28 protein-coding genes are annotated in these 21,775 nt (G+C 52.6%); 26 read left to right on the forward strand and 2 right to left on the reverse strand.

The window, feature by feature from the left end; genetic code table 11:
* Nucleotides 1–89: 89 nt before the first annotated feature.
* The 25 genes from LPB67_RS15065 to tatC all read left to right on the forward strand — a co-directional run bounded on the left by LPB67_RS15065 (nt 90) and on the right by tatC (nt 19,081).
* A complete protein-coding gene (locus LPB67_RS15065) occupies nt 90–1,553 on the forward strand; it encodes a glutamate synthase subunit beta (RefSeq protein WP_262838098.1) in 1,464 nt (487 codons plus the stop codon).
* A gap of 343 nt (nt 1,554–1,896) precedes the next feature.
* The gene (locus LPB67_RS15070) at nt 1,897–2,733 is read left to right on the forward strand and encodes an ABC transporter ATP-binding protein (protein WP_262838099.1); all 837 of its coding nucleotides are present in this window, start codon (nt 1,897–1,899) and stop codon (nt 2,731–2,733) included.
* Nucleotides 2,730–3,497 carry a lipid asymmetry maintenance ABC transporter permease subunit MlaE gene (gene mlaE, locus LPB67_RS15075; protein WP_262838100.1) on the forward strand — a complete coding sequence of 256 codons (768 nt, stop codon included), beginning with the start codon at nt 2,730–2,732 and terminating at the stop codon, nt 3,495–3,497. Before LPB67_RS15070 ends, mlaE begins: the two co-directional genes overlap by 4 nt.
* Nucleotides 3,498–3,559: 62 nt before the next feature.
* Nucleotides 3,560–4,033 carry an outer membrane lipid asymmetry maintenance protein MlaD gene (gene mlaD / locus LPB67_RS15080; protein WP_262838101.1) on the forward strand — a complete coding sequence of 158 codons (474 nt, stop codon included), beginning with the start codon at nt 3,560–3,562 and terminating at the stop codon, nt 4,031–4,033.
* Nucleotides 4,030–4,782 (forward strand): VacJ family lipoprotein, encoded by a 753-nt coding sequence (locus LPB67_RS15085; protein ID WP_262838102.1) that lies wholly within the window; start codon nt 4,030–4,032, stop codon nt 4,780–4,782. Before mlaD ends, LPB67_RS15085 begins: the two co-directional genes overlap by 4 nt.
* Before the next feature lie 174 nt (nt 4,783–4,956).
* On the forward strand, nt 4,957–5,589 hold the full coding sequence (locus LPB67_RS15090) for a phospholipid-binding protein MlaC (protein WP_262838103.1): 633 nt from the start codon (nt 4,957–4,959) through the stop codon (nt 5,587–5,589).
* 35 nt (nt 5,590–5,624) lie between these two features.
* Complete coding sequence (locus tag LPB67_RS15095; protein ID WP_262838104.1) at nt 5,625–5,906, forward strand: lipid asymmetry maintenance protein MlaB; 282 nt, start codon at nt 5,625–5,627, stop codon at nt 5,904–5,906.
* Between the two features lie 159 nt (nt 5,907–6,065).
* Nucleotides 6,066–6,974 carry an ABC transporter ATP-binding protein gene (locus LPB67_RS15100; RefSeq protein ID WP_262838105.1) on the forward strand — a complete coding sequence of 303 codons (909 nt, stop codon included), beginning with the start codon at nt 6,066–6,068 and terminating at the stop codon, nt 6,972–6,974.
* Entirely contained in the window at nt 6,971–7,726 is a 756-nt protein-coding gene (locus LPB67_RS15105) for an ABC transporter permease (protein WP_262838106.1), read from the forward strand. The genes LPB67_RS15100 and LPB67_RS15105 overlap by 4 nt, the downstream gene beginning before the upstream one ends.
* A 56-nt stretch (nt 7,727–7,782) precedes the next feature.
* Nucleotides 7,783–8,019, forward strand: coding sequence for a BolA family protein (locus LPB67_RS15110; RefSeq protein WP_262838107.1), 237 nt, complete (start codon nt 7,783–7,785; stop codon nt 8,017–8,019).
* On the forward strand, nt 8,019–9,269 hold the full coding sequence (murA, locus tag LPB67_RS15115) for a UDP-N-acetylglucosamine 1-carboxyvinyltransferase (protein WP_262838108.1): 1,251 nt from the start codon (nt 8,019–8,021) through the stop codon (nt 9,267–9,269). The genes LPB67_RS15110 and murA overlap by 1 nt, the downstream gene beginning before the upstream one ends.
* Nucleotides 9,269–9,916: an ATP phosphoribosyltransferase gene (gene hisG / locus LPB67_RS15120; protein ID WP_262838109.1), complete on the forward strand. Its 648-nt coding sequence runs from the start codon at nt 9,269–9,271 to the stop codon at nt 9,914–9,916. Before murA ends, hisG begins: the two co-directional genes overlap by 1 nt.
* An 11-nt stretch (nt 9,917–9,927) precedes the next feature.
* Nucleotides 9,928–11,277, forward strand: coding sequence for a histidinol dehydrogenase (hisD, locus tag LPB67_RS15125; RefSeq protein ID WP_262838110.1), 1,350 nt, complete (start codon nt 9,928–9,930; stop codon nt 11,275–11,277).
* A gap of 4 nt (nt 11,278–11,281) precedes the next feature.
* Nucleotides 11,282–12,046 carry a DNA-methyltransferase gene (locus tag LPB67_RS15130; RefSeq protein WP_262838111.1) on the forward strand — a complete coding sequence of 255 codons (765 nt, stop codon included), beginning with the start codon at nt 11,282–11,284 and terminating at the stop codon, nt 12,044–12,046.
* 148 nt (nt 12,047–12,194) lie between these two features.
* Nucleotides 12,195–13,265, forward strand: a complete 1,071-nt coding sequence (gene hisC, locus LPB67_RS15135) for a histidinol-phosphate transaminase (RefSeq protein ID WP_262838112.1) — start codon at nt 12,195–12,197, stop codon at nt 13,263–13,265.
* 35 nt (nt 13,266–13,300) lie between these two features.
* Complete coding sequence (gene hisB / locus LPB67_RS15140; RefSeq protein ID WP_262838113.1) at nt 13,301–13,897, forward strand: imidazoleglycerol-phosphate dehydratase HisB; 597 nt, start codon at nt 13,301–13,303, stop codon at nt 13,895–13,897.
* 82 nt (nt 13,898–13,979) lie between these two features.
* Complete coding sequence (hisH, locus tag LPB67_RS15145; RefSeq protein ID WP_262838114.1) at nt 13,980–14,618, forward strand: imidazole glycerol phosphate synthase subunit HisH; 639 nt, start codon at nt 13,980–13,982, stop codon at nt 14,616–14,618.
* Between the two features lie 81 nt (nt 14,619–14,699).
* Nucleotides 14,700–15,497, forward strand: coding sequence for a 1-(5-phosphoribosyl)-5-[(5-phosphoribosylamino)methylideneamino]imidazole-4-carboxamide isomerase (hisA, locus tag LPB67_RS15150; RefSeq protein ID WP_262838115.1), 798 nt, complete (start codon nt 14,700–14,702; stop codon nt 15,495–15,497).
* A 2-nt stretch (nt 15,498–15,499) separates the two neighbouring features.
* Complete coding sequence (hisF, locus tag LPB67_RS15155; protein WP_262838116.1) at nt 15,500–16,264, forward strand: imidazole glycerol phosphate synthase subunit HisF; 765 nt, start codon at nt 15,500–15,502, stop codon at nt 16,262–16,264.
* Nucleotides 16,261–16,662, forward strand: coding sequence for a phosphoribosyl-AMP cyclohydrolase (hisI, locus tag LPB67_RS15160; RefSeq protein ID WP_262838117.1), 402 nt, complete (start codon nt 16,261–16,263; stop codon nt 16,660–16,662). The genes hisF and hisI overlap by 4 nt, the downstream gene beginning before the upstream one ends.
* Before the next feature lie 15 nt (nt 16,663–16,677).
* Nucleotides 16,678–17,016 (forward strand): phosphoribosyl-ATP diphosphatase, encoded by a 339-nt coding sequence (locus LPB67_RS15165; RefSeq protein WP_262838118.1) that lies wholly within the window; start codon nt 16,678–16,680, stop codon nt 17,014–17,016.
* A 48-nt stretch (nt 17,017–17,064) separates the two neighbouring features.
* On the forward strand, nt 17,065–17,436 hold the full coding sequence (locus LPB67_RS15170; protein WP_262838119.1) for a histidine triad nucleotide-binding protein: 372 nt from the start codon (nt 17,065–17,067) through the stop codon (nt 17,434–17,436).
* Between the two features lie 84 nt (nt 17,437–17,520).
* The gene (gene tatA, locus LPB67_RS15175; protein WP_262838120.1) at nt 17,521–17,748 is read left to right on the forward strand and encodes a Sec-independent protein translocase subunit TatA; all 228 of its coding nucleotides are present in this window, start codon (nt 17,521–17,523) and stop codon (nt 17,746–17,748) included.
* A gap of 47 nt (nt 17,749–17,795) precedes the next feature.
* Nucleotides 17,796–18,281: a Sec-independent protein translocase protein TatB gene (gene tatB / locus LPB67_RS15180; protein WP_262838121.1), complete on the forward strand. Its 486-nt coding sequence runs from the start codon at nt 17,796–17,798 to the stop codon at nt 18,279–18,281.
* A gap of 35 nt (nt 18,282–18,316) precedes the next feature.
* On the forward strand, nt 18,317–19,081 hold the full coding sequence (gene tatC, locus LPB67_RS15185) for a twin-arginine translocase subunit TatC (RefSeq protein WP_262838122.1): 765 nt from the start codon (nt 18,317–18,319) through the stop codon (nt 19,079–19,081).
* A 6-nt stretch (nt 19,082–19,087) separates the two neighbouring features.
* On the opposite strand, the gene LPB67_RS15190 is transcribed toward tatC, so the two are convergent.
* Nucleotides 19,088–19,759 (reverse strand): DUF2461 domain-containing protein, encoded by a 672-nt coding sequence (locus LPB67_RS15190; protein ID WP_262838123.1) that lies wholly within the window; start codon nt 19,757–19,759, stop codon nt 19,088–19,090.
* Nucleotides 19,760–19,776: 17 nt separating this feature from the next.
* Nucleotides 19,777–20,943: a Do family serine endopeptidase gene (locus LPB67_RS15195; RefSeq protein ID WP_262838124.1), complete on the reverse strand. Its 1,167-nt coding sequence runs from the start codon at nt 20,941–20,943 to the stop codon at nt 19,777–19,779.
* A 17-nt stretch (nt 20,944–20,960) separates the two neighbouring features.
* Between LPB67_RS15195 and LPB67_RS15200 the strand changes: the two genes are divergently transcribed.
* Nucleotides 20,961–21,743, forward strand: coding sequence for a Nif3-like dinuclear metal center hexameric protein (locus LPB67_RS15200; RefSeq protein ID WP_410482749.1), 783 nt, complete (start codon nt 20,961–20,963; stop codon nt 21,741–21,743).
* The last annotated feature ends 32 nt before the right edge of the window (nt 21,744–21,775 follow it).

A 21,775-nucleotide genomic window follows, 5' to 3' on the forward strand; every position in this document is an offset into this window, starting at 1 on the left:
GATGTTGTCTAATGCCGCGGGCAATCGCCCGCACTGACAAATCTGATGAATACTCGGGCAAGATCCGCACCAGAATCGAAGGAAGAGAAATGGGTAAAGCAACCGGTTTTATGGAATACCAGCGTTTGCAGGAAGCAAGCGAAGAGCCGCAATTACGTAAAAAGCATTACAAAGAATTTTCGCTGCGTCTGAATGATGAGCAGGCAAAAATTCAAGGCGCACGTTGCATGGACTGCGGCATTCCGTTCTGCAATAACGGCTGCCCCGTCAACAATATCATCCCGGACTGGAATGATTTGGTGTACACGGGTAATTACCAGCAAGCGTTGGATACCTTGCATTCGACGAATAATTTCCCTGAGTTTACGGGTCGTATTTGTCCGGCGCCGTGCGAGTCCGCCTGTACTCTCGGCATTAATGATGATCCAGTCGGCATCAAATCGATAGAGCATTTCATCATCGATAAAGGCTGGGAAAACGGTTGGGTCGTACCGCAACCATCTTCGATCAAGACCGGCAAAAAAGTAGCTATCGTTGGCTCTGGCCCTGCTGGCCTGGCCGCGGCGCAACAGTTGGCGCGGGTAGGACATAGTGTGACCGTATTTGAAAAAAATGATCGTGTCGGCGGCTTGCTGCGTTATGGCATTCCTGATTTTAAAATGGAAAAATCCCATATCGATCGTCGCGTTGAACAGATGCAAGCTGAAGGTGTGGTGTTCCGCACCAGTACCTTGGTCGGTAAGGATTTTCCATCGACAGTCACTAACTGGTCGAAAGAAACCGTCACGCCGGAACAACTGCAAAAAGATTTTGATGCGGTGATTATTGCCGGCGGTGCAGAGATGCCGCGTGACTTGCCGGTGCCGGGGCGTGAATTGAAGGGTGTGCATTTTGCGATGGATTTCCTGCCTTTACAAAACAAGGTGAATGCCGGCGACAAGGTCAAAGACCAGATCATGGCAAGTGCCAAGCACGTGGTCGTGATCGGCGGCGGTGACACCGGCTCCGACTGTGTCGGCACCTCGAATCGGCACGGCGCCAAATCAGTCACGCAGTTTGAGTTGATGCCGCAGCCACCGGAGCAAGAGAACAAGCCTATGGTCTGGCCGTATTGGCCGATCAAGATGCGCACCTCGTCTTCGCATGAAGAAGGATGTGAGCGCGACTGGGCGGTAGCGACCAAGCGCCTGGAAGGCAAGAACGGTAAAGTTGAAAAACTGGTTGCAGTCCGCGTTGAATGGAAAGACGGCAAGATGCAGGAAGTACCGGATTCCGAATTCGACATGAAGGCCGACCTGGTCTTGCTGGCAATGGGCTTTGTTTCTCCGGTTCAGCAAGTACTCGATGCCTTCGGTGTAGAAAAAGATGCACGCGGCAATGCCAGCGCAACGACGGATGGCGCTGACTGCTACAAAACCAATGTGGATAAAGTCTACGCAGCAGGCGATATGCGCCGCGGCCAGTCATTGGTGGTATGGGCGATCAGGGAAGGACGTCAATGCGCCCGTGAAGTGGATCTCGCATTAATGGGGGCTTCCGTCTTGCCAAGGTGATCTGAGCAATTAATTCGCATAGTTACCGTTTTGAAAAGACCGCGAAACTTTGTTAGTGGTCTTTTTATTTTGTGGGGCGAGATTTTTATGACTACGTAAATTTGTAGCTTAAATGGTAATTAAATACTCATTGCTGACTTAAAGTTCATTTATTTGATATGGAAAATTTGAATTGAAATGAAAATTAATTTCATATTATTTAAATTTTTTGAAATTTAATTCCTTCTTTTTACATGAATAAGGAATATTGAATGAATTAGTAATTTTCAAACAATAAATTGCCCGCAAGCCTGATTTCCTGATCTGCATTACAATCTCTGCTTTGCAAACTCACTACTCACTTGTGACTAATCTCGTCGAAATTCGTGACTTACACTTCGGCTATGGCGATCGCTCGATTTTGGCGGGACTCCATATGGATTTTCCACGTCGTAAAGTGATTGCTGTGATGGGCGGTTCTGGATCGGGTAAAACCACTATATTGCGCTTGATCGGCGGGCAATTACGACCCGGGCAGGGCTCGGTTGCGGTCGATGGCCAGCAGGTGCATACACTGGACACAGATGCACTATACGCTTTGCGCCGTAAGATGGGCATGTTGTTCCAGCATGGCGCCCTGTTCACCGATTTAAGCGTATTTGATAATGTCGCTTTCCCTTTTCGTGAACATACGAATCTGACTCCGGAAATGTTGCGCGATCTGGTGCTGATGAAATTACAGGCGGTCGGTTTGCGCAATGCTGCGCAGTTGAAACCGGCAGAAATTTCTGGCGGCATGGCGCGCCGTGTCGCTTTGGCCAGGGCAGTGGCGTTGGATCCGCAATTGATTATGTACGATGAGCCGTTTGCCGGCCTGGATCCTATTTCTATGGGGGTGACGGCGAATTTGATCCGGAACTTGAATGATGCTTTGGGGTCTACCTCGATTCTGGTGTCGCATGATGTCCATGAGTCTTTTGCGATTGCGGATTATGTGTACTTCTTATCTCAGGGAAAAATTGTGGCGCAAGGTAGTCCGGATGAAATGCGTATGTCCAGCGATCCTTACGTCAAACAATTTGTCAATGCCGAGAGCGATGGACCTGTGCCTTTCCATTATCCGGGCAAGTCGATGGCCGAGGATTTGAGTATCCGGACCCAGTGCAAGCCGGCAGCAAAAAATCAAGAGGATGCACGATGATTGCTCGTCTTGGACAGTTGGTAAGAGAAAACGCAAGTGATCTGGGTTACGCAACCCGCAGCTTCTTTCAAATTTTATGGAGTACGTTCGGCCTGTGGCGCAGGCCTCGCCTGGTGACCGATCAGATTCACTTTATCGGCAATTATTCCCTGGTGATTATTGCGATATCGGGATTGTTTGTCGGATTCGTATTGGGTTATCAGGGGTATTACACGCTGAATCGTTACGGCTCGGAAGAGGCATTGGGTTTGCTGGTGGCCTTATCGCTGACGCGCGAGCTTGGACCTGTCGTGACTGCCTTATTATTTGCCGGTCGTGCCGGAACATCGCTGACGGCTGAGATCGGCTTGATGAAAGCCGGTGAGCAATTGGCTGCCATGGAAATGATGGCGGTGAATCCGATCCAACGGGTGATTGCACCGCGCTTCCTGGCAGGCCTGATTGCGATGCCTATTCTCACCGCGATTTTCAATGCGATGGGTGTGATCGGCGGTTATCTGGTCGGTGTGAAACTGATCGGCGTGGATAACGGTGCGTTCTGGTCGCAAATGCAGGCGGGCGTCGATGTGTTCCAGGATATCGGTAACGGTGTAGTTAAAAGTATTGTGTTTGGTTTTGCGGTAACGTTCGTGGCTCTGTTTCAGGGATATGAAGCGCAACCGACACCAGAGGGCGTGGCGCGTGCGACGACGCGGACTGTCGTTATCTCTTCCTTATTGGTGTTATGGCTGGATTTCTTGCTGACGGCCTGGATGTTTCAGTAGCGGCAGATGTGTTGCATGCTCCCCCAAGTGGATGGGCAGCTTGAATGAATTGGATGGTGTCTATGCAAAAAAAATCATTGGATTTCTGGGTTGGCTTATTTGTCTTGTTGGGTGCTGCAGCCGTGTTATTTTTAGCGCTCAAGGCCGGTAATATGAGCAGCTTATCGTTCGATAAGACCTACGAGGTCGTCACGCGATTCGATAACATCGGCGGACTCAAGCCACGTGCTGCGGTGAAGAGTGCCGGTGTGGTCGTCGGGCGTGTTAGCGAAATTAAGTTTGACGATAAAACCTACCAGGCAAGCGTGACCTTGCAATTGGAAAATCGCTATAAATTTCCTAAAGATACTTCCGCCAAGATTCTCACGGCGGGTTTGTTAGGCGAGCAATATATAGGACTGGAACCAGGCGGAGATACCAATAATCTGGCTGCCGGTGACAGAATTAAAATGACCCAATCTGCTGTTGTTTTGGAAAATCTGATCAGTCAATTCCTGTTCAGTAAAGCAGCCGAAGGTAAGGACGCAAGTAAATGAAATCACATTTAAAAAATATTGGCGCTTCATTGGCCTTGGTTGTAGTGCTTAGTGCATGCGGTACGAATACGGTCAAAGAAATCAAAAGCACCACGGCACAGACCTTGAGCACGATCAGTGCGAAAACCAATATCGGGAATAATCCGCGCGACCCGCTGGAAGGCTTCAACCGCACCATGTTCAGTTTTAATGATGCGATTGATCAAGCGATCCTGAAGCCGACCGCCCAAGCGTATCAAACCGTGATGCCGTCCTTTGTCCAGACAGGGATCAGTAATTTCTTTGGCAATATTGGCGATGTCTGGACTGCCGTCAATAATCTTTTACAAGGTCATGTAGCCGATGGCGTGACCGACGTCATGCGTGTTGCAGTCAATACAACCTTCGGTTTGGGTGGTTTGATTGACATCGGTTCTGCTGCCGGCATGCCTAAACATCGCGAAGACTTCGGTCAAACTTTGGGAACTTGGGGCGTGAAATCCGGTCCTTATCTGGTATTGCCGGTGTTTGGGCCATCGACTTTGCGCGATGCGGTGGTGACGCCCATCGATTTGAAGGGCGATTTGTGGTCCTACACGACTCCGGTGTATGTCAGGAATACAGGAACTGTTGTGCGTCTGGTCGATAAACGCGCTTCCGTATTGGATGCAGGTAATCTGATAGAAGAAGCTGCTTTGGATAAATACGTGTTTATTCGTGACGCGTATTTGCAGAGACGTGCAAGTCAGATCAAACCTGAGGAAGATTAAGTTTTACTTGAATTATTGTAGTTTGGCGCAATCTAATCGGCCTTCGATCAAATTATCCTATATGGTTTTGCCTGCCTGATTTGTAAATAACTATGAATTTGGTCAACCATGCCTGGACCTCGATGGTTAAATGAGCACATCTATCAAGCGCATGAGTGCGCAGAAAGTATCGTCATGAAATATATTCGTCAATTCCTTTTATGCATGTTTGCCAGCGTGGCATTTGCCAATGTCAGCATGGCAGCGGTTGAAGCGCCAGATCAGTTGGTGATGCGTTTGAGTCAGGAGATCATGGATATCGCCAAGAGCGATAAGGATATCCAGTCCGGGAATCAGAAGCGCGTGTTTGATCTGGTTGAAGGTAAAATTCTGCCTTTCATTGATTTTCAACGCATGACCTCTCTGGCTGCAGGTAAAAGCTGGCGCGATGCAACTCCCGATCAGCAGAAGCAATTGATCAGCGAGTTCCGCAGCCTGCTGATATTTACCTACTCTGGCGCGATTTCGCAGATCAAAGACCAGCGTCTGGAATTCAAGCCTCTGCGCGCTGCGCCTGAAGATACTGAGGTCGAAGTGCGTAGCCAGGTTATCCAAAAAAATGGTGAGCCTTTGCAACTCAACTATCGTTTAGAGAAATTGGCAACAGGCTGGAAAATCTACGACATCAATGTGCTGGGCGCATGGTTGATAGAAACCTACAAAGGCACCTTCAGCGCTGAAATCAGCAAGTCCGGTATTGATGGCCTGATTAAGACCTTGTCGGAAAAGAATAAAAAACTGGCAAATGCCAGCATTGCTAAAAAATAAGTTCTACTTACTTAATCTATCTGCGGAGTTCGACCATGTATCAAACAAGCCGTGAAATTAACCTGAAAAACGCACTCGGCGTCGCACAGGCCGGCTTGTCTGAAATTGCCAAAGGCGTGACCGCATTTGATTTGTCCGCCTTAACCGTGGTCGATTCCTCCGCAGTTGCCGTTATGCTTGATTGGCAACGCGCGGCTTCTGTGGCCGGTAAAACCATGGAATTTCATTCTGTCCCTGCCAATCTGATCAGCCTGATCTCCCTATATGGCGTTGCCGAATTGTTAGGCATCACAGCGTCCTCAGCCGGGCGACATTGACGCTGGCTCCTGCTCAGCGCCACGCCATACCGGAGCGGCTCTTGCCCGCTTGAGACAATCCGGTTCCCGAAGCAAAAATCCCCTATAATCAAAGGTTTTCGCCGTCTCACTGGCGCATTTTTGATAAGCAAGCTAGTTCGCTAGCATTACAACGTCCTCATGGCCGCCATACAAATTACCAATGTTGAAAAACGCTACCAGTCGCTACAGGCGCTGGGCGGCGTCTCGCTATCGATTGAAGAAGGCGAATTCTTCGGCTTACTCGGGCCGAATGGCGCGGGTAAAACCACGCTGATTTCGATTGTCTCTGGGCTGAACCGGGCTGACGCAGGCCAGGTTAAAATCCAGGGGCATGATGTTGTGAGCGACTATCGTGCGGCACGCAAAAATCTCGGTGTGGTTCCGCAAGAATTAGTGTTCGATCCTTTTTTCACCGTGCGTGAAACCTTGCGTATGCAATCCGGCTATTTTGGCTTGCGCAATAACGACAAGTGGATAGACGAGGTCATGCACAATCTCGATCTGACCAACAAGGCCGACACCAATATGCGCGCCCTGTCAGGCGGTATGAAACGTCGTGTCCTGGTGGCGCAAGCCCTGGTGCATAAACCGCCGGTGATCGTGCTGGATGAGCCGACCGCCGGTGTTGACGTCGAATTGCGTCAGACTTTATGGCAATTCATTTCCCGTTTAAATAAAGAAGGTCACACCGTGGTGCTGACCACGCATTATCTTGAAGAGGCGCAGGCTCTCTGCAATCGCATCGCGATGCTCAAATCCGGCAGAGTAGTCGCGCTCGATAGCACGGCCGCCCTGATCAAACGCATCTCGGGATCGCAGTTGAAAGTCACTGTCGATGCGCAGACGGAAAATAATTTTCCGGACAGCCTGAAAAAATTGATTACGCACCAATCCGGTCATGACTACACATTGCGTGTCACGGATTATCTGCAAGTGGAACCTATTCTCGCCACCTTGCGCACCGCAGGTGCGGTGATTGAAGACCTGCAACTGCAGCAGGCCGATCTGGAAGACGTCTTCCTGCAAATTATGGGAGACGGAAAATGATCGGTTTTCAAACCCTGTTGTATAAAGAAGTACTGCGCTTCTGGAAGGTCGCGACACAGACCATCACTGCGCCTATCATGACGGCCTTGCTGTATCTGCTGATTTTCGGTCATGCGCTCGAAGCGCATGTGCAAGTCTATCCAGGCGTGAAGTACACGGCTTTCCTGGTTCCTGGCCTGGTCATGATGAGTGTCTTGCAAAACGCATTTGCGAATTCGAGTTCGTCGCTGATCCAATCAAAAATCACCGGTAACCTGGTCTTCATCTTGTTGCCGCCCTTATCCCATTGGGAAATGTTCGGCGCTTACGTCATCGCATCGATAGTGCGTGGTCTGGCTGTGGGAGCGGGCGTCTTTTTGGTGACCATCTGGATTGCCGATTTGAGTTTTGTTGCACCGTGGTGGATTGTGATCTTCGCCTTGCTGGGCGCAGCGATGCTGGGCACGATGGGTTTGATCGCAGGTATCTGGGCAGAAAAATTTGATCAGCTGGCGGCTTTCCAGAATTTCCTGATCATGCCGGCCACCTTCTTGTCCGGCGTGTTTTATTCCATCCATTCCTTGCCGCCGTTCTGGCAAATGCTGTCGCGCTTCAATCCCTTCTTTTACATGATTGACGGCTTCCGTTACGGTTTTTTCGGGCATTCCGATGTTGATCCCATGGCGAGTCTGGCCGTCGTGCTGATCTTCTCAGTGGCGCTGACCGGCATTGCGATCTGGATGCTGAAGCGCGGTTACAAGCTCCGGCATTAAGCCATGAGAAGTCATTGCCGCGCACATACTGAATTAAATTAAGTTGAAAGAAAATCGTGTTTCCTACTCCTGAACAAATTAAAAAATACATAGCCGATGGCCTGGCATGCAGCCACCTCGAAGTCGAAGGCGACGGCCAGCATTTCACGGCGTTGATTGTGTCCGATGCCTTTGCCGGTAAGCGTCCGATTCAGCGTCATCAATTAGTCTATGCGGCGCTCGGTGACCGCATGCGGGAAGAGATTCACGCCTTATCGATGAAAACCTTAACTCCGGAAGAATTTCAAAAGTAATGGATAAATTATTGATCACAGGCGGACAGCGCCTGAATGGCGACGTCGCCATCTCTGGCGCTAAAAATGCGGCCTTGCCTATCCTGTGCGCGGGTTTGTTGACGGCAGGCGACGTGGTACTGCATAACGTCCCGTCACTGCAAGACGTCTCAACCATGCTCAAGCTTTTAGGGCAAATGGGTTTGCGTATTACTCAGGAGAATGGCGTAGTCACTTTGAACGGCGCCGCGATTGATAAGCTCGAAGCGCCTTACGACATGGTGAAAACCATGCGCGCTTCGATCCTGGTGCTGGGGCCTTTGCTGGCGCGTTTTGGCGAAGCAAAAGTCTCCTTGCCAGGCGGTTGCGCGATCGGTTCGCGCCCGGTGGACCAGCACATCAAAGGCTTGCAAGCGATGGGCGCCGAGATCACGATCGAAGCCGGTTATATCCATGCCAAAGCCAAGCGTCTGAAGGGAACCCGTGTCGTTACCGACATGATTACCGTAACCGGTACAGAAAACCTGCTGATGGCGGCAACCCTGGCCGAGGGGGAAACCGTTTTGGAAAACGCCGCCCGCGAGCCGGAAGTCACCGATCTTGCGCATTTGCTGGTAGCGATGGGTGCCAGGATAGAAGGCATTGGCACCGATCGCCTGGTCATTCAAGGCGTGGACAGTTTGCATGGGGCAACCCACACCGTGATTGCGGACCGGATCGAAACCGCGACTTTTCTATGCGCCGTGGCGGCAGCCGGCGGCGACATTACGCTGAAAAACGTACGTAGCGATATTCTCGATGTCGCCCTCGATAAATTGCGTGAAGCCGGTGTGATACTCACCAGCGGCACCGACTGGATACGTGCGCAAATGGGGGCGCGTCCCAAAGCGGTCAGCTTCCGCACCACGGAATATCCGGGCTTTCCTACCGATATGCAGGCGCAGTTCATGGCGCTGAACTGTATCGCGCAAGGCAATAGTCGCGTGACTGAAACGATATTTGAAAATCGCTTCATGCATGTACAGGAAATGAATCGTCTCGGCGCCCATATCGAGATCGACGGCCACACGGCCATGATTACCGGCGTAGAAAAACTGGTGGGCGCGCCCGTCATGGCAACCGACTTGCGCGCATCGGCATCGCTGGTGATCGCAGGCCTGGCAGCTGAGGGAGAAACCCTGATCGATCGTATTTATCACCTCGATCGCGGTTACGACAGAATGGAAGTCAAATTGTCCGCCGTAGGCGCACAGATTAAGCGCGTGAAATAATGCTGACCCAACTCACACTTGCCTTATCCAAAGGCCGGATTTTTGAAGAAACTTTACCCTTGCTGGAAGCGGCCGGCATCCGCGTCACCGAAGATCCGGAGAAGTCGCGCAAGCTGATTCTCGCCACCAACGATCCGGCGATCCGCGTCATCATCGTGCGCGCTTCGGACGTGCCGACTTATGTGCAGTATGGCGCAGCAGATCTCGGCGTGGCCGGTAAAGACGTATTGCATGAGCATGGCGGCGAAGGCTTGTACCAGCCGGTCGATCTGGACATTGCCAAATGCCGCATGTCGGTGGCGGTCTCTGTCGGTTTCGACTATGCGAACGCGGTACGTCAAGGCGCACGTCTGCGAGTGGCGACCAAATACACCGAAACTGCGCGTCAGCATTTCGCCAGTAAAGGGGTGCACGTCGATTTGATTAAGTTGTACGGTTCCATGGAACTGGCGCCTTTGGTTGGTTTGTCCGACGCCATCGTCGATCTGGTCAGTACCGGCAGCACCTTGCGCGCCAATAATCTGATTGAAGTCGAACACATCATGGATATTTCTTCGCGTCTGGTGGTCAATCAGGCGGCCCTGAAAATGAAGCGCGAACGTTTGCAGCCTATCGTCGAAGCCTTTGAGCGCGCTTCCAAAAAATAAACGAGAACATCATGTCTGAATCTGTATCTGCAAGCCCAGCTTCCTCCCCATCGCTACCTATCCGCAAATTGGATGCCGGCGAAGCCGGATTCGCGCACAAGCTCAGCAGCTTGCTGGCGTTTGAGGCGGGTGAAGATGCGGCGATCGATCAGGCTGCGGCGCAGATTTTGGCAGACGTCAAAAAACGTGGCGACCTTGCCGTATTGGAGGCAAGCAATCGCTTCGATCGTCTGGGTGCAAGCAGCGTAGCAGCACTGGAATTAAGCCGGCAAGAGATGCAGGCAGCGCTGGCGTCGCTGGCGCCGCAGCGTCGTGCCGCGTTAGAGGCCGCAGCTACGCGGGTGCGCGCTTATCACGAACAACAAAAGATCGAGTGCGGTTCTGCCGGCTTCAGCTACACCGAAGCCGACGGCACCGTGCTGGGGCAAAAAGTTACCCCTTTGGACCGCGTCGGCATCTATGTTCCCGGCGGAAAAGCGGCTTATCCTTCGTCGGTCCTGATGAACGCGATTCCAGCCAAAGTCGCCGGCGTTAAAGAGATCATCATGGTGGTGCCGACACCGGACGGCGTCAAAAATCCTCTGGTGCTGGCAGCTGCGGCAATCGCCGGCGTTGATCGGGTATTCACCATCGGCGGTGCGCAGGCGGTTGGCGCATTAGCGTATGGCACAGCGACCATTCCGCAAGTCGATAAAATCGTTGGCCCGGGCAATGCCTATGTGGCCGCGGCCAAGCGGCGCGTGTTTGGCACGGTCGGTATCGACATGATCGCGGGGCCTTCCGAGATCCTGGTGATCTGCGACGGCACTACCGATCCCGACTGGATCGCGATGGATTTGTTTTCCCAGGCCGAGCATGATGAGTTGGCGCAATCGATCTTGCTGTGCCCTGACGCCGCGTATATCGAGGCGGTACATGCGAGTATCGACAAGCTGTTGCCGGGCATGCCGCGGCATGACGTGATCCGCACCTCGCTGACTAATCGCGGTGCGCTGATCAAAGTCAAAGACATGCAACAAGCCTGCGACATCGCGAATGATATCGCGGCAGAACATCTGGAAATTTCTACCGAAAATCCGCAGCAATGGGCGGATAAAATCCGGCATGCTGGCGCCATGTTCCTCGGACGTTTTTCTTCAGAATCGCTGGGTGATTACTGTGCCGGTCCGAATCACGTATTGCCGACCTCGCGCACGGCACGCTTCTCATCGCCGCTCGGCGTCTACGATTTTCAAAAGCGTTCCTCGATCATCTATGTCAGCGAGCAGGGCGCGCAGACTTTGGGCCGGGTGGCTGCCGAACTGGCCTATGGCGAAGGTTTGCAGGCGCACGCCCGCAGCGCTGAATTGCGACTGAAATGATGTCATGAGCAGCTGGCGTAACCAGATATTTTGTGAAGATGCGCTAAGCGGTTTAGCGCGGATTCCCGATGGCAGCGTGGACTTGCTACTGGCCGACCCGCCGTATGGACTGGGCAAGGACTACGGCAATGATTCCGACAAAATGGCATCGGCGGAATACCTGGCCTGGACCGAACAATGGATAGACGCCGCCTTGCCCAAGCTGAAAGCGAATGGCAGCCTGTATATTTTTCTGACCTGGCGCTATTCGCCGGAAATCTTCGTGATGCTGAAACAGCGTATGAACATGATGAATGAAATCATCTGGGACAGACGGGTGCCGTCGATGGGCGGCAGCGTGCGCAAGTATTCATCGGTGCACGATACGATAGGATTTTTTGTGAAGGCGAAGGACTATTACTTCGACCTCGACGCGATCCGCATCCCTTACGATGCCGAGACCAAAAAAGCGCGCAGCCGGAAAATTTTCGAAGGCGCCAAATGGCTGGAGCTGGGATTTAACCCGAAAGACGTCTGGAGCGTGTCGCGCCTGCATCGCGAGCATGCGGAGCGGGAAGATCATCCTACCCAAAAGCCTTTGGAAATTGTCGAGCGCATGATCAAGGCTTCGTGCCCAGTTGGTGGCGTGGTGCTCGATCCGTTTATGGGTAGCGGCACGACCGCCGTGGCGGCGCGTAATTGCGGGTGCGATTATGTGGGATTTGAGCTGAACGAAGATTATTGCGAGCGCATCGCGGCCCGGCTCGGCAACCTGGCAATGCAGGCTTAAGCAAGTCGGGTAGAGGCGCTCTCTGTTGGCCCATGATCTAGCCCTGTTTTAGCTAATAGCAAAAGAATATTAGGGGAGTATGGGTAAAAACCCTATACTTTCCGCATATTAATAATAGACCTCGTCTATATACTGGTTGGAGTATATTTTGTCGCTGATTGAAAACATCATCCGTTCCGAGGTGCGCGCCTTGTCCGCCTATCATGTGCCGGACTCCGCGGGGTTCGTGAAGCTCGATGCGATGGAAAATCCTTATACCTTGCCGGAAGCGCTCAGGCTGGAGCTGGCGCAGCGCCTTGCTGCAGTCGCTTTGAACCGCTATCCGCTTCCTTCGTATTCCGCCTTGAAAGCCGCAATCAGTGCCAGGCTCGGCGTGCCTGCGGGTTTTGAGGTCGTCTTGGGTAATGGCTCCGACGAGTTGATCAGCATGGTCTCGGTCGCCTGCGCCAAGCCCGGTGCCAAGGTGCTGGCGCCGGTTCCCGGTTTCGTGATGTACGCCATGTCGGCGCGCTTTGCCGGACTGGAATTCGTCGGCGTTCCCCTGCATCCCGACTTTACCCTGGACAAAGCCGCAATGCTGAACGCGATTGCCGAGCATCAGCCAGCGATTATTTATCTCGCTTATCCGAATAATCCTACCGGCACTTTGTTTGAGGTCACCGAGATCGAAGAGATCTTGCGCGCCGCCGGCGATACCGGTGTCGTGATCGTCGATGAGGCGTACCAGCCTTTTGCGCAGGCCAGCTTGATGCCGCGACTGGCCGAATTCAGCAACCTGGTGGTGATGCGCACCGTATCCAAACTCGGTCTGGCAGGCATACGTCTCGGCTATATGTCGGGCAATCATGCACTGATGCAGGAGTTCGAAAAAGTTCGCCCGCCTTACAATATCAATGTGCTGACGCAGGCTGCGGCGGAATTTGTGCTGGAACATGTCGCTATTCTGGACGCGCAGGCGGCGGAATTGCGTGCCCAGCGCGGCGAATTAAGCGCTGCGCTGGCGACCTTGCCCGGCGTGCAGGTATTCCCGTCGGCAGCAAATTTTGTCTTGATACGCGTCGCTCAAGCGGAACAAGTCTTTGCCAAATTGCTCGAACAAAAAATTTTAGTCAAAAATGTGGGTAAAATGCATAGTCTGCTGGAAAACTGCCTGCGCATTACCGTCAGTACTCCGCAGGAAAACGCGCTGTTTTTAGCAGCCTTTATCGCCGCCCTCTAGGCGTCTCAGTAGTTAAGCTTAACTTTCTCAAAATCATGCAAGCCCAACGCACCGCCGAAGTCAGTCGCAACACCAACGAAACCCAGATCCGTGTCGCCATCAATATCGATGGTACAGGCAAGCAAAAGCTCAATACCGGCGTGCCTTTCCTGGATCACATGCTGGATCAGATCGCCCGTCACGGTTTGATCGATCTGGAGATTGAAGCCGTGGGCGATTTGCATATCGATGCGCACCACACGGTGGAAGACGTCGGCATCACCTTGGGTCAGGCGTTTGCCAAGGCCATCGGTGACAAAAAAGGCATTCGTCGTTACGGCCATTCGTATGTACCGCTGGACGAAGCCTTGTCGCGCGTGGTGATTGATTTTTCCGGTCGTCCCGGACTGGAATTCCATGTACCTTTCAAACGCGCCATGATCGGTGCCTTTGACGTCGATCTGACCCATGAATTTTTCCAGGGCTTTGTGAATCACGCGCTGGTGTCGCTGCACATCGATAATCTGCGCGGCGACAATGCCCACCATCAATGCGAAACCGTGTTCAAAGCCTTTGGCCGTGCGCTGCGCATGGCGGCTGAGCTGGACCCGCGCTCTGCCGGGACGATTCCTTCGACCAAGGGTAGCCTGTAAGCTTGCTCAATTGCTTCAGCGCGCTTTGCTTTAGTTCACTTATTTAGCACCCAATTAGCCACACCATACTAGCCAGACAAGCATGAATAAAATTGTTGTAGTCGATTACGGCATGGGCAATCTGCGCTCGGTAGCGCAAGCCCTGCGCGCAGTCGCGCCAGAGGCCGAAGTCAGGATTTCCGGTGAAGTCGCAGATATCCAGTCTGCCGATCGTATCGTCTTGCCAGGCCAGGGCGCGATGCCGGATTGCATGAGCAGCCTGCGCGACTCCGGCGTGCAGGAAGCGGTGATGATGGCGGCACGTAACAAGCCCTTGTTCGGCGTCTGCGTCGGCGAGCAAATGCTGTTTGACCTGAGCGAAGAGGGCAATACGCCGGGCCTGGGTTTAATGCCGGGCAAGGTTGTGCGTTTTGCTCTCGACGGCCAGTTACAGGATGACGGTTCCCGTTTCAAGGTCCCGCAAATGGGCTGGAACCGCGTCAGGCAAGCACATTCGCACGCGCTTTGGCAGGATATCGCTGACGATACCTATTTTTACTTCGTGCATAGCTACTACGCCCAGCCGGCCAATGCCGCGCATACCGTCGGTATTACCGATTACGGTAACGCGTTCGCTAGTGCTGTTGCCCGGGATAATATTTTTGCTACGCAATTTCACCCTGAAAAGAGTGCGAATGCTGGCTTGCAACTGTATAAAAACTTTGTACACTGGAACCCTTGACCATTCGATTGGTCCCGGCAAAACCATTTAGCTATTTTCTATCTACTTAGTTCGCTTTAACTTACCTACACTCATAAAGCCATGCTGCTCATTCCTGCTATCGACCTGAAAGACGGTCACTGCGTACGCCTGAAACAAGGCGATATGGACCAAGCCACCGTATTCTCGGATAAACCCGCTGATATGGCGCGCCATTGGCTGGAACAAGGTGCGCGTCGCCTGCATCTGGTCGACCTGAACGGTGCTTTCGCAGGCAAGCCAAAGAATGAGGCGGCGGTTAAAGCCATCATCCAGGCGGTACGTGATTTTGCCGAAGAAAATGATATTGACGAAATCCCGGTGCAGCTCGGTGGCGGTATCCGTGATCTGGATACCATAGAACGTTATCTCAATAACGGCATCAGTTACATCATTATCGGCACCGCTGCGGTCAAGAACCCAGGTTTCCTGGCGGACGCCTGCAGTGCTTTCCCCGGGCAGATCATCGTCGGCATCGATGCCAAAGACGGCAAGGTTGCAACCGATGGCTGGAGCAAGCTTTCCGGTCATGAAGTCATCGATCTGGCGCAAAAATTTGAAGGCTATGGCGTGGAATCGATTATCTACACGGACATCGGCCGCGACGGCATGATGGGTGGTGTGAATATCGATGCCACGGTCAAACTCGCACAAGCCGTCAGCATCCCAGTGATTGCCTCCGGCGGCGTCCATAATTTGCAAGACGTCGAGGCATTGTGCGCCGTGCAGGGCGAGGGTATTGAAGGCGTGATCTGCGGCCGTTCAATTTATGAAGGCACACTGGATCTCGCCACCGCACAGGAACGTGCCGACGAACTCGATGAGCTGGATGGTAGTAGCCAAGACAGCGAAGAAGATTAAGCATGGCTTTAGCAAAACGTATTATCCCTTGTCTCGATGTGACTGCCGGTCGGGTCGTCAAGGGCATCAATTTTCAAGAGCTGCGCGACGCCGGTGACCCGGTTGAGATTGCCCGCCGCTACGACGGCCAGGGCGCGGATGAAATTACCTTCCTCGACATCACCGCCTCCAGCGACGGGCGTGACCTGATTTTGCCGATTATCGAAGCGGTGTCTTCGCAAGTGTTTATTCCCTTAACCGTCGGCGGCGGTGTGCGCAGCGTTGCGGATGTGCGTCGCTTATTGAATGCCGGCGCCGATAAAGTCGGTATCAATACCTCTGCTGTGACTAACCCGCAACTGGTGTTTGAAGCGTCGCAGAAGTACGGTTCCCAATGCATCGTGGTGGCGATTGATGCGAAACAAACAGCGCCCGGTAAATGGGAAGTCTTTACGCACGGCGGTCGCAACGCGACTGGCCTGGATGCCGTTGAATGGGCGCAAAACATGGCGCGTCTCGGCGCCGGCGAAATCTTGCTGACCAGTATGGACAGAGATGGTACCAAGGCCGGCTTCGATCTCGGCTTGACGCGCGCGGTGTCGGATGCGGTACCGGTTCCGGTGATTGCCTCCGGTGGCGTCGGCGGTTTGCAAGACCTGGCTGACGGCATCAAAATCGGCGGTGCCGATGCGGTATTGGCGGCAAGTATTTTCCATTACGGTCAACATACGGTGCAGGAAGCCAAGAAGTTTATGGCGGCACAACAGATTGCGATGAGGCTGTCATGAGTGCGTCAAAATGGTTGAATAAAGTGCGCTGGGACGAACACGGCCTGGTCCCGGTCATTGCGCAAGAGGCATCGAGTAATGATGTCCTGATGTTCGCCTGGATGAACCGCGATGCCCTGGCTAAAACAGTCGAGCTGGGCGAGGCGGTTTACTGGAGTCGTTCTCGCAAGAAGCTATGGCACAAGGGTGAAGAGTCCGGCCATATCCAGAAGGTCCTGGAAATCCGCCTGGACTGCGATGAAGATGTGGTCCTGCTCAAGGTTGAGCAAGTCGATAGTATCGCCTGCCATACCGGACGGCACTCCTGCTTCTTCCAAAAATTTGAGGGTAATGTTAGCGAGGGTGACTGGCTGACCGTCGATCCGGTATTAAAAGACCCTGAAACTATCTACAAGTAAGCTCGGAAAGCATCTATGAGTGAAACCCTGAAGCGCTTAGCCGCAGTCATCGAGAGCCGCAAGCCGGCGAATGGCGGCGATCCGGCGACCTCGTATGTCGCACGGTTGTTTTCAAAAGGCGATGATGCGATTCTGAAAAAAATTGGCGAAGAAGCCACCGAGACCGTGATGGCGGCCAAAGATGCGCGCAGCTCTGGCGATAAATCCAAAGTCCTGTATGAATGCGCCGATCTCTGGTTTCACTCCATGATCCTGCTGGCGCAATTTGAACTGACGCCGCAAGATGTCTTGAACGAGCTGGCCAGGCGCGAAGGATTGTCCGGACTTGATGAAAAAGCCGCGCGTCAGGAATAAAGCTTTCGCCAGAACTGATTTGTGATTGAACAAAAATAAGAGGACACCGTGAGCAACTGTATTTTCTGCAAAATTGTAGCAAAACAAATTCCATCGAGTGTGGTGTACGAGGATGAGGAGTTCCTGGCGTTCAAGGACATCCATCCCGCCGCGCCGGTACATTTCCTGATCATCCCTAAACAGCATGTCGAGACCTTGTCCGACACCGCAGCCGAGCATGTGCCGGTCTTGGGCAAGATGCTGGCATTGGTGCCCCGCCTGGCGCAGGAGCAGGGTTGCGGTCTCGGCAAAGATGCTGAAGGCAATGTTTCCGGTGGTTACAAAACCTTGATCAACACCGGTCCGGACGGCGGGCAAGAGGTGTATCATCTGCACATACATGTCATCGGCGGTCCGCAACCGTGGCGCGGGCAGCGTTAATTCAGCGAATATTCAGTGAGTATTTACGGATATCGCTACTCATCAATATTTGTCAGGGCGTGAACGCTCGCATTAGGAGAAATCATGGGTTCTATGAGTATTTGGCACTGGTTGATCGTGTTGGTTGTTGTGATGCTGGTTTTTGGTACAAAGAAACTCGGCAATATCGGCTCGGATCTGGGTAAGGCTGTTAAAGGCTTCAAAGACGGCGTCAAAGGCGAAGAAGAAAAGCCAGCCGCAACACAGCAAGTTGCTGATAAAAGTGCCGGCGCGACCATTGATGTCGAAGCCAAAGAAAAATCTAAGCAATAATCTATGCGCGATTCTGGTGTAATTTTACTGCGCGGAAGTGCTGACGCATGATCGATCTCGGTATCAGCAAGCTGGCTTTGATCGGCGTGGTTGCCTTGATTGTCATCGGTCCTGAGAAGTTGCCAAAGGTAGCCCGCATGGCAGGCTCCTTGTTTGGTCGTGCGCAACGCTATATCAACGAAGTAAAATCCGAAGTCAGTCGCGAGATTGAATTGGAAGAATTGCGCAAAATGCAAAAGGATGTGCAGGAGGCCGCGCAAGACGTCGAGCACTCGATCGCCCAAGGTTTATCGCAGACCAGAAACGAGATCGAATCAGCCTGGCAAGGTAATGAGTCGTCCTTGCTGAATCCGCCCGATGCAAATCAATTGGCGGTGAAGGCCAAAGATTTTCGCCGCAAAAAATTGGCCAGAACTTCGGCTATTCCCAGCTGGTACAAGAATCGTCACGGTGGCCGCAGCCATGTCATGTCCGGTTCCGCCCGCGTCGCCAGACACCGGCCTAAACGCGCCGCCGCCCCCAGTTTTTTTTGATGGCCGCCTTTCTTTTACCTTGGTATTGATTCCACATGAGTGACCCATTAGAGTCTGGCGCTGAAGACACGTTTATTTCGCATTTAGTGGAGCTGCGCGACCGTCTCGTGAAAGCGTCTATCGGCATTGCGATTGCTTGTGCGGCCTTGTTCGCCTGGCCTGGGCCTTCCGCTATTTATGATTTTCTCGCGAAACCCATGATCGCCTCTTTGCCGGTTGGTGCAAAGATGATTGCAACCGGAGTGATTTCGCCGTTTCTGGTGCCGATGAAAGTCACCCTGTTAGTGGCATTTATGCTGGCATTGCCCTGGGTGCTGTACCAGGCCTGGGCGTTTATCGCTCCGGGCCTGTATTCGCATGAAAAAAAACTGGTCGCGCCTCTGGTGATCTCTTCGTCGCTACTATTCTTGTCCGGCGTCGCTTTTTGTTATTTCTTCGTTTTCGGTCGGGTGTTTAAATTCATCAATGAATTCGCACCGACTTCCATTACGGTAGCGCCTGATATAGAAAACTATCTGGACTTCATCATGTCGATGTGCCTGGCCTTTGGCATGACATTTGAAGTGCCTATCGTTGTCGTTGTGCTGGTGCGCATGGGATTTGTGACGGTCGAAAAACTCAAGGCGATTCGCCCCTACGTGATCGTCGGTGCTTTTGTGGTGGCCGCGATTGTCACGCCGCCCGATATCGTCAGCCAGTTTTCACTGGCTTTGCCGATGTGGTTCTTGTATGAGCTGGGCTTGCTGGTTGCGCCGATTTTTGTCAAGGCAACCCAGGCTCCCGATCAGGTGCCCGATTAAAATCGGCTAAGCCGCGGTGCGCAACCAGCTTACCAGCGGGTAGGCTGCTTTGAAGCCCTGAACCAGAATTGTTTCCATTTCTTCCGGATCGATTTTGTTTAAAGGGCACTCAGTCCAGACCATAAAATTCTTATTCTTGATTTCTTCAATGTGCGGTAAGTCGGCATCGAAGCCTTTTGGTGGACGAGATAATTTCCCCTCGTCTTGCAAGCCGCCAAAAATTTGTTTCAGCGTCTTGTTTTTCAAGACTTTCCCAAAACCATCAGGATCGGCGACGATCTGATTGCGGATCGCGCGTAGTCGGTCTGATGGCGGCATGTATTCGCCGACCGCAAAAAATAGCCTGCCATTTGCATCGATCTGAAAGTAGTAGGCTGGCCCGCCGCCTTCGCTCGGTTTCTTGCGGCCGCTGGGCAATATCGACGCCGAGAACGTGGTTTTATAAGGCGATTTATCGGCAGAGAAGCGCATATCACGGTTGATGCGGAACAAGGCTTTCTTGGGCTCGCAACCGATAATCGCCGGATCGGATTTGCCAATCTGGATGATCAGTTTGCTCACTAATTCTAAAAATTCTGCCCGCAAGATATCGTAGCGCGGTTTGTTCATGACGAACCAGGCGCGGTTATTGTTTTCCGATAACTCAAATAAAAACCGCTGAAGATCACGAATATGCATGGACTTTTTCCCTAAAATTATTCTTCGCGTTTGATAGCAGGGCGTTTGCCTATGAATACATCAAATGTCGATTCGGATGAATTGCGTAAAACGGCAATTTTTGCTTTTTGATTCGGCGGTAATTGCGCAATCAGGTTCAGCATTTCTGTGGTGTCGCTGACGGACTTGCCTTCAATCGCCAATAAAATATCGCCGGGCCTGATGCCTGCCTTATCGGCGGGACCACCGCGAATCACCCCGGCGATGATGGCGCCCGATTTTTGTTTGATGCCAAAACTTTCCGCCAATTCCGGCGTGATGTCCTGCGGCTCTACACCGATCCAGCCGCGCACGACCTGACCGTTTTTGATGATCGATTCCATCACGGTTTTAATCGTTGTCACCGGGATGGCAAAGCCGATACCGAGCGAACCGCCGCTACGCGAGTAAATCGCGGTGTTGATGCCGAGCAGATTGCCATTGATATCGATCAGCGCGCCGCCCGAGTTGCCTGGATTGATCGCGGCATCGGTCTGGATAAAATTCTCGAATGTATTGATGCCAAGGTGGTTGCGTCCGAGTGCCGAAATGATGCCCATAGTCACAGTCTGGCCAACGCCAAAGGGATTGCCGATGGCCAGTACCACGTCGCCGACGCTGGCTTGCTCTGAATGTCCCAGGGTAATTGCCGGCAGCGACGGCAAATCAATTTTGATGACGGCCAGATCGGTTTCGGGATCTGTGCCTACTACCTTGGCGACGGTTTTGCGACCATCTGGCAGGGCAACGTCTATTTCTTCGGCGGATTCGACCACGTGGTTATTCGTCAGGATATAACCTTCAGGACTGAGGATCACGCCCGAACCTAAACTCGACTGGCGTTCATTCGGTTGATTTTGCGGGTCACCGAAAAAGCGTCTAATGAAAGGATCATTCAGCAAAGGATTGTTCGATTGCTTTGCTTCTTTCGAAGTATAGATATTTACCACGGAAGGCATGGCGCGCTTGGCTGCAGCGCGATAAGAGCTTTGCGCAGACACCGCATTGGCGGGAGCTTCTTGCATGGTGACCGTCGATGTCATTTGCAAGCTTTGGTTGCCACGCAACGCTTTGCTCGCCCATTCGGGCTTTAAGGTGGTTACAATAAACCAGAGGGCCAATACTACGGTGATGGTTTGTGCAAATAAGAGCCAGAGACGTCGCATAGAAGGATCAGTGAAAAATGAGTCAAATGGAAATGCATCCGCAAACCGTCGGCAGAGCGCAGCTTGCGCAGTTTTTAGCAGAAGAGCTACAGATTAACCGCTTCCGTGATTATTGCCCAAATGGCGTGCAGGTGGAAGGGCGGCCTGAAATAAAACGTATTGTCAGCGGCGTCACGGCGAGCCTGGCATTGCTGGAAGAGGCTGTCCGGCTGCAAGCGGATGCCATATTGGTGCACCATGGCTATTTCTGGCGCGGTGAAGATATGCGGGTGATCGGACAAAAGCAAAAACGTCTGAAGCTATTGCTGACGCATGAAATGTCCCTGTTCGCGTATCACTTGCCACTCGATATGCATGCGCAATTGGGAAATAACGCACAATTGGCCCATTGCCTGGGTTTGCGAGCGGAGGGCCGTTTTGGTGAGGACGACTTAGGCTGGTTCGGTACCATCGCTGCTCCCTCAATCCAGACGCTCGGACAGTTTGCCGTGCATATTGAAAAATGTCTGGGGCGGGCGCCTCTGGTGATCGGTGATGCCGGGCAGGCTGTGGGTAAGATAGCCTGGTGTACTGGGGCCGCGCAAAATATGCTGGAGCAGGCGATTAACGCGGGTGCCGACGTGTATCTTAGCGGAGAAATTTCCGAGCCTACCGTGCATTTAGCACGCGAGTCCGGCGTTGCCTATCTGGCTTGCGGTCATCATGCGACCGAGCGTTACGGCGTCAAGGCCTTGGGTGAATATCTGGCGCAACGATTTGGGATCGAACATTATTTCATTGATGTTCCGAATCCTGTATAAAAAAGCCACCGGCGATCAGGTGGCTTCTTCAC

It is taken from the genome of Undibacterium sp. Jales W-56 (genome assembly GCF_025548535.1).
In the GTDB taxonomy this organism is placed as follows: Bacteria; Pseudomonadota; Gammaproteobacteria; order Burkholderiales; family Burkholderiaceae_D; genus Undibacterium.

What these genes read in the sequence shown, in the direction of transcription:
- LPB67_RS15065 (WP_262838098.1), top strand. Translation starts at nt 90, where the DNA reads ATGGGTAAAGCAACCGGTTTTATGGAATACCAGCGTTTGCAGGAAGCA.
- mlaE (WP_262838100.1), top strand. Translation starts at nt 2,730, where the DNA reads ATGATTGCTCGTCTTGGACAGTTGGTAAGAGAAAACGCAAGTGATCTG.
- mlaD (WP_262838101.1), top strand. Translation starts at nt 3,560, where the DNA reads ATGCAAAAAAAATCATTGGATTTCTGGGTTGGCTTATTTGTCTTGTTG.
- LPB67_RS15085 (WP_262838102.1), top strand. Translation starts at nt 4,030, where the DNA reads ATGAAATCACATTTAAAAAATATTGGCGCTTCATTGGCCTTGGTTGTA.
- LPB67_RS15090 (WP_262838103.1), top strand. Translation starts at nt 4,957, where the DNA reads ATGAAATATATTCGTCAATTCCTTTTATGCATGTTTGCCAGCGTGGCA.
- LPB67_RS15095 (WP_262838104.1), top strand. Translation starts at nt 5,625, where the DNA reads ATGTATCAAACAAGCCGTGAAATTAACCTGAAAAACGCACTCGGCGTC.
- LPB67_RS15100 (WP_262838105.1), top strand. Translation starts at nt 6,066, where the DNA reads ATGGCCGCCATACAAATTACCAATGTTGAAAAACGCTACCAGTCGCTA.
- LPB67_RS15105 (WP_262838106.1), top strand. Translation starts at nt 6,971, where the DNA reads ATGATCGGTTTTCAAACCCTGTTGTATAAAGAAGTACTGCGCTTCTGG.
- murA (WP_262838108.1), top strand. Translation starts at nt 8,019, where the DNA reads ATGGATAAATTATTGATCACAGGCGGACAGCGCCTGAATGGCGACGTC.
- hisG (WP_262838109.1), top strand. Translation starts at nt 9,269, where the DNA reads ATGCTGACCCAACTCACACTTGCCTTATCCAAAGGCCGGATTTTTGAA.
- hisD (WP_262838110.1), top strand. Translation starts at nt 9,928, where the DNA reads ATGTCTGAATCTGTATCTGCAAGCCCAGCTTCCTCCCCATCGCTACCT.
- LPB67_RS15130 (WP_262838111.1), top strand. Translation starts at nt 11,282, where the DNA reads ATGAGCAGCTGGCGTAACCAGATATTTTGTGAAGATGCGCTAAGCGGT.
- hisB (WP_262838113.1), top strand. Translation starts at nt 13,301, where the DNA reads ATGCAAGCCCAACGCACCGCCGAAGTCAGTCGCAACACCAACGAAACC.
- hisH (WP_262838114.1), top strand. Translation starts at nt 13,980, where the DNA reads ATGAATAAAATTGTTGTAGTCGATTACGGCATGGGCAATCTGCGCTCG.
- hisA (WP_262838115.1), top strand. Translation starts at nt 14,700, where the DNA reads ATGCTGCTCATTCCTGCTATCGACCTGAAAGACGGTCACTGCGTACGC.
- hisF (WP_262838116.1), top strand. Translation starts at nt 15,500, where the DNA reads ATGGCTTTAGCAAAACGTATTATCCCTTGTCTCGATGTGACTGCCGGT.
- hisI (WP_262838117.1), top strand. Translation starts at nt 16,261, where the DNA reads ATGAGTGCGTCAAAATGGTTGAATAAAGTGCGCTGGGACGAACACGGC.
- LPB67_RS15165 (WP_262838118.1), top strand. Translation starts at nt 16,678, where the DNA reads ATGAGTGAAACCCTGAAGCGCTTAGCCGCAGTCATCGAGAGCCGCAAG.
- tatA (WP_262838120.1), top strand. Translation starts at nt 17,521, where the DNA reads ATGGGTTCTATGAGTATTTGGCACTGGTTGATCGTGTTGGTTGTTGTG.
- tatB (WP_262838121.1), top strand. Translation starts at nt 17,796, where the DNA reads ATGATCGATCTCGGTATCAGCAAGCTGGCTTTGATCGGCGTGGTTGCC.
- tatC (WP_262838122.1), top strand. Translation starts at nt 18,317, where the DNA reads ATGAGTGACCCATTAGAGTCTGGCGCTGAAGACACGTTTATTTCGCAT.
- LPB67_RS15190 (WP_262838123.1), bottom strand. Translation starts at nt 19,759, where the DNA reads ATGCATATTCGTGATCTTCAGCGGTTTTTATTTGAGTTATCGGAAAAC.
- LPB67_RS15195 (WP_262838124.1), bottom strand. Translation starts at nt 20,943, where the DNA reads ATGCGACGTCTCTGGCTCTTATTTGCACAAACCATCACCGTAGTATTG.
- LPB67_RS15200 (WP_410482749.1), top strand. Translation starts at nt 20,961, where the DNA reads ATGAGTCAAATGGAAATGCATCCGCAAACCGTCGGCAGAGCGCAGCTT.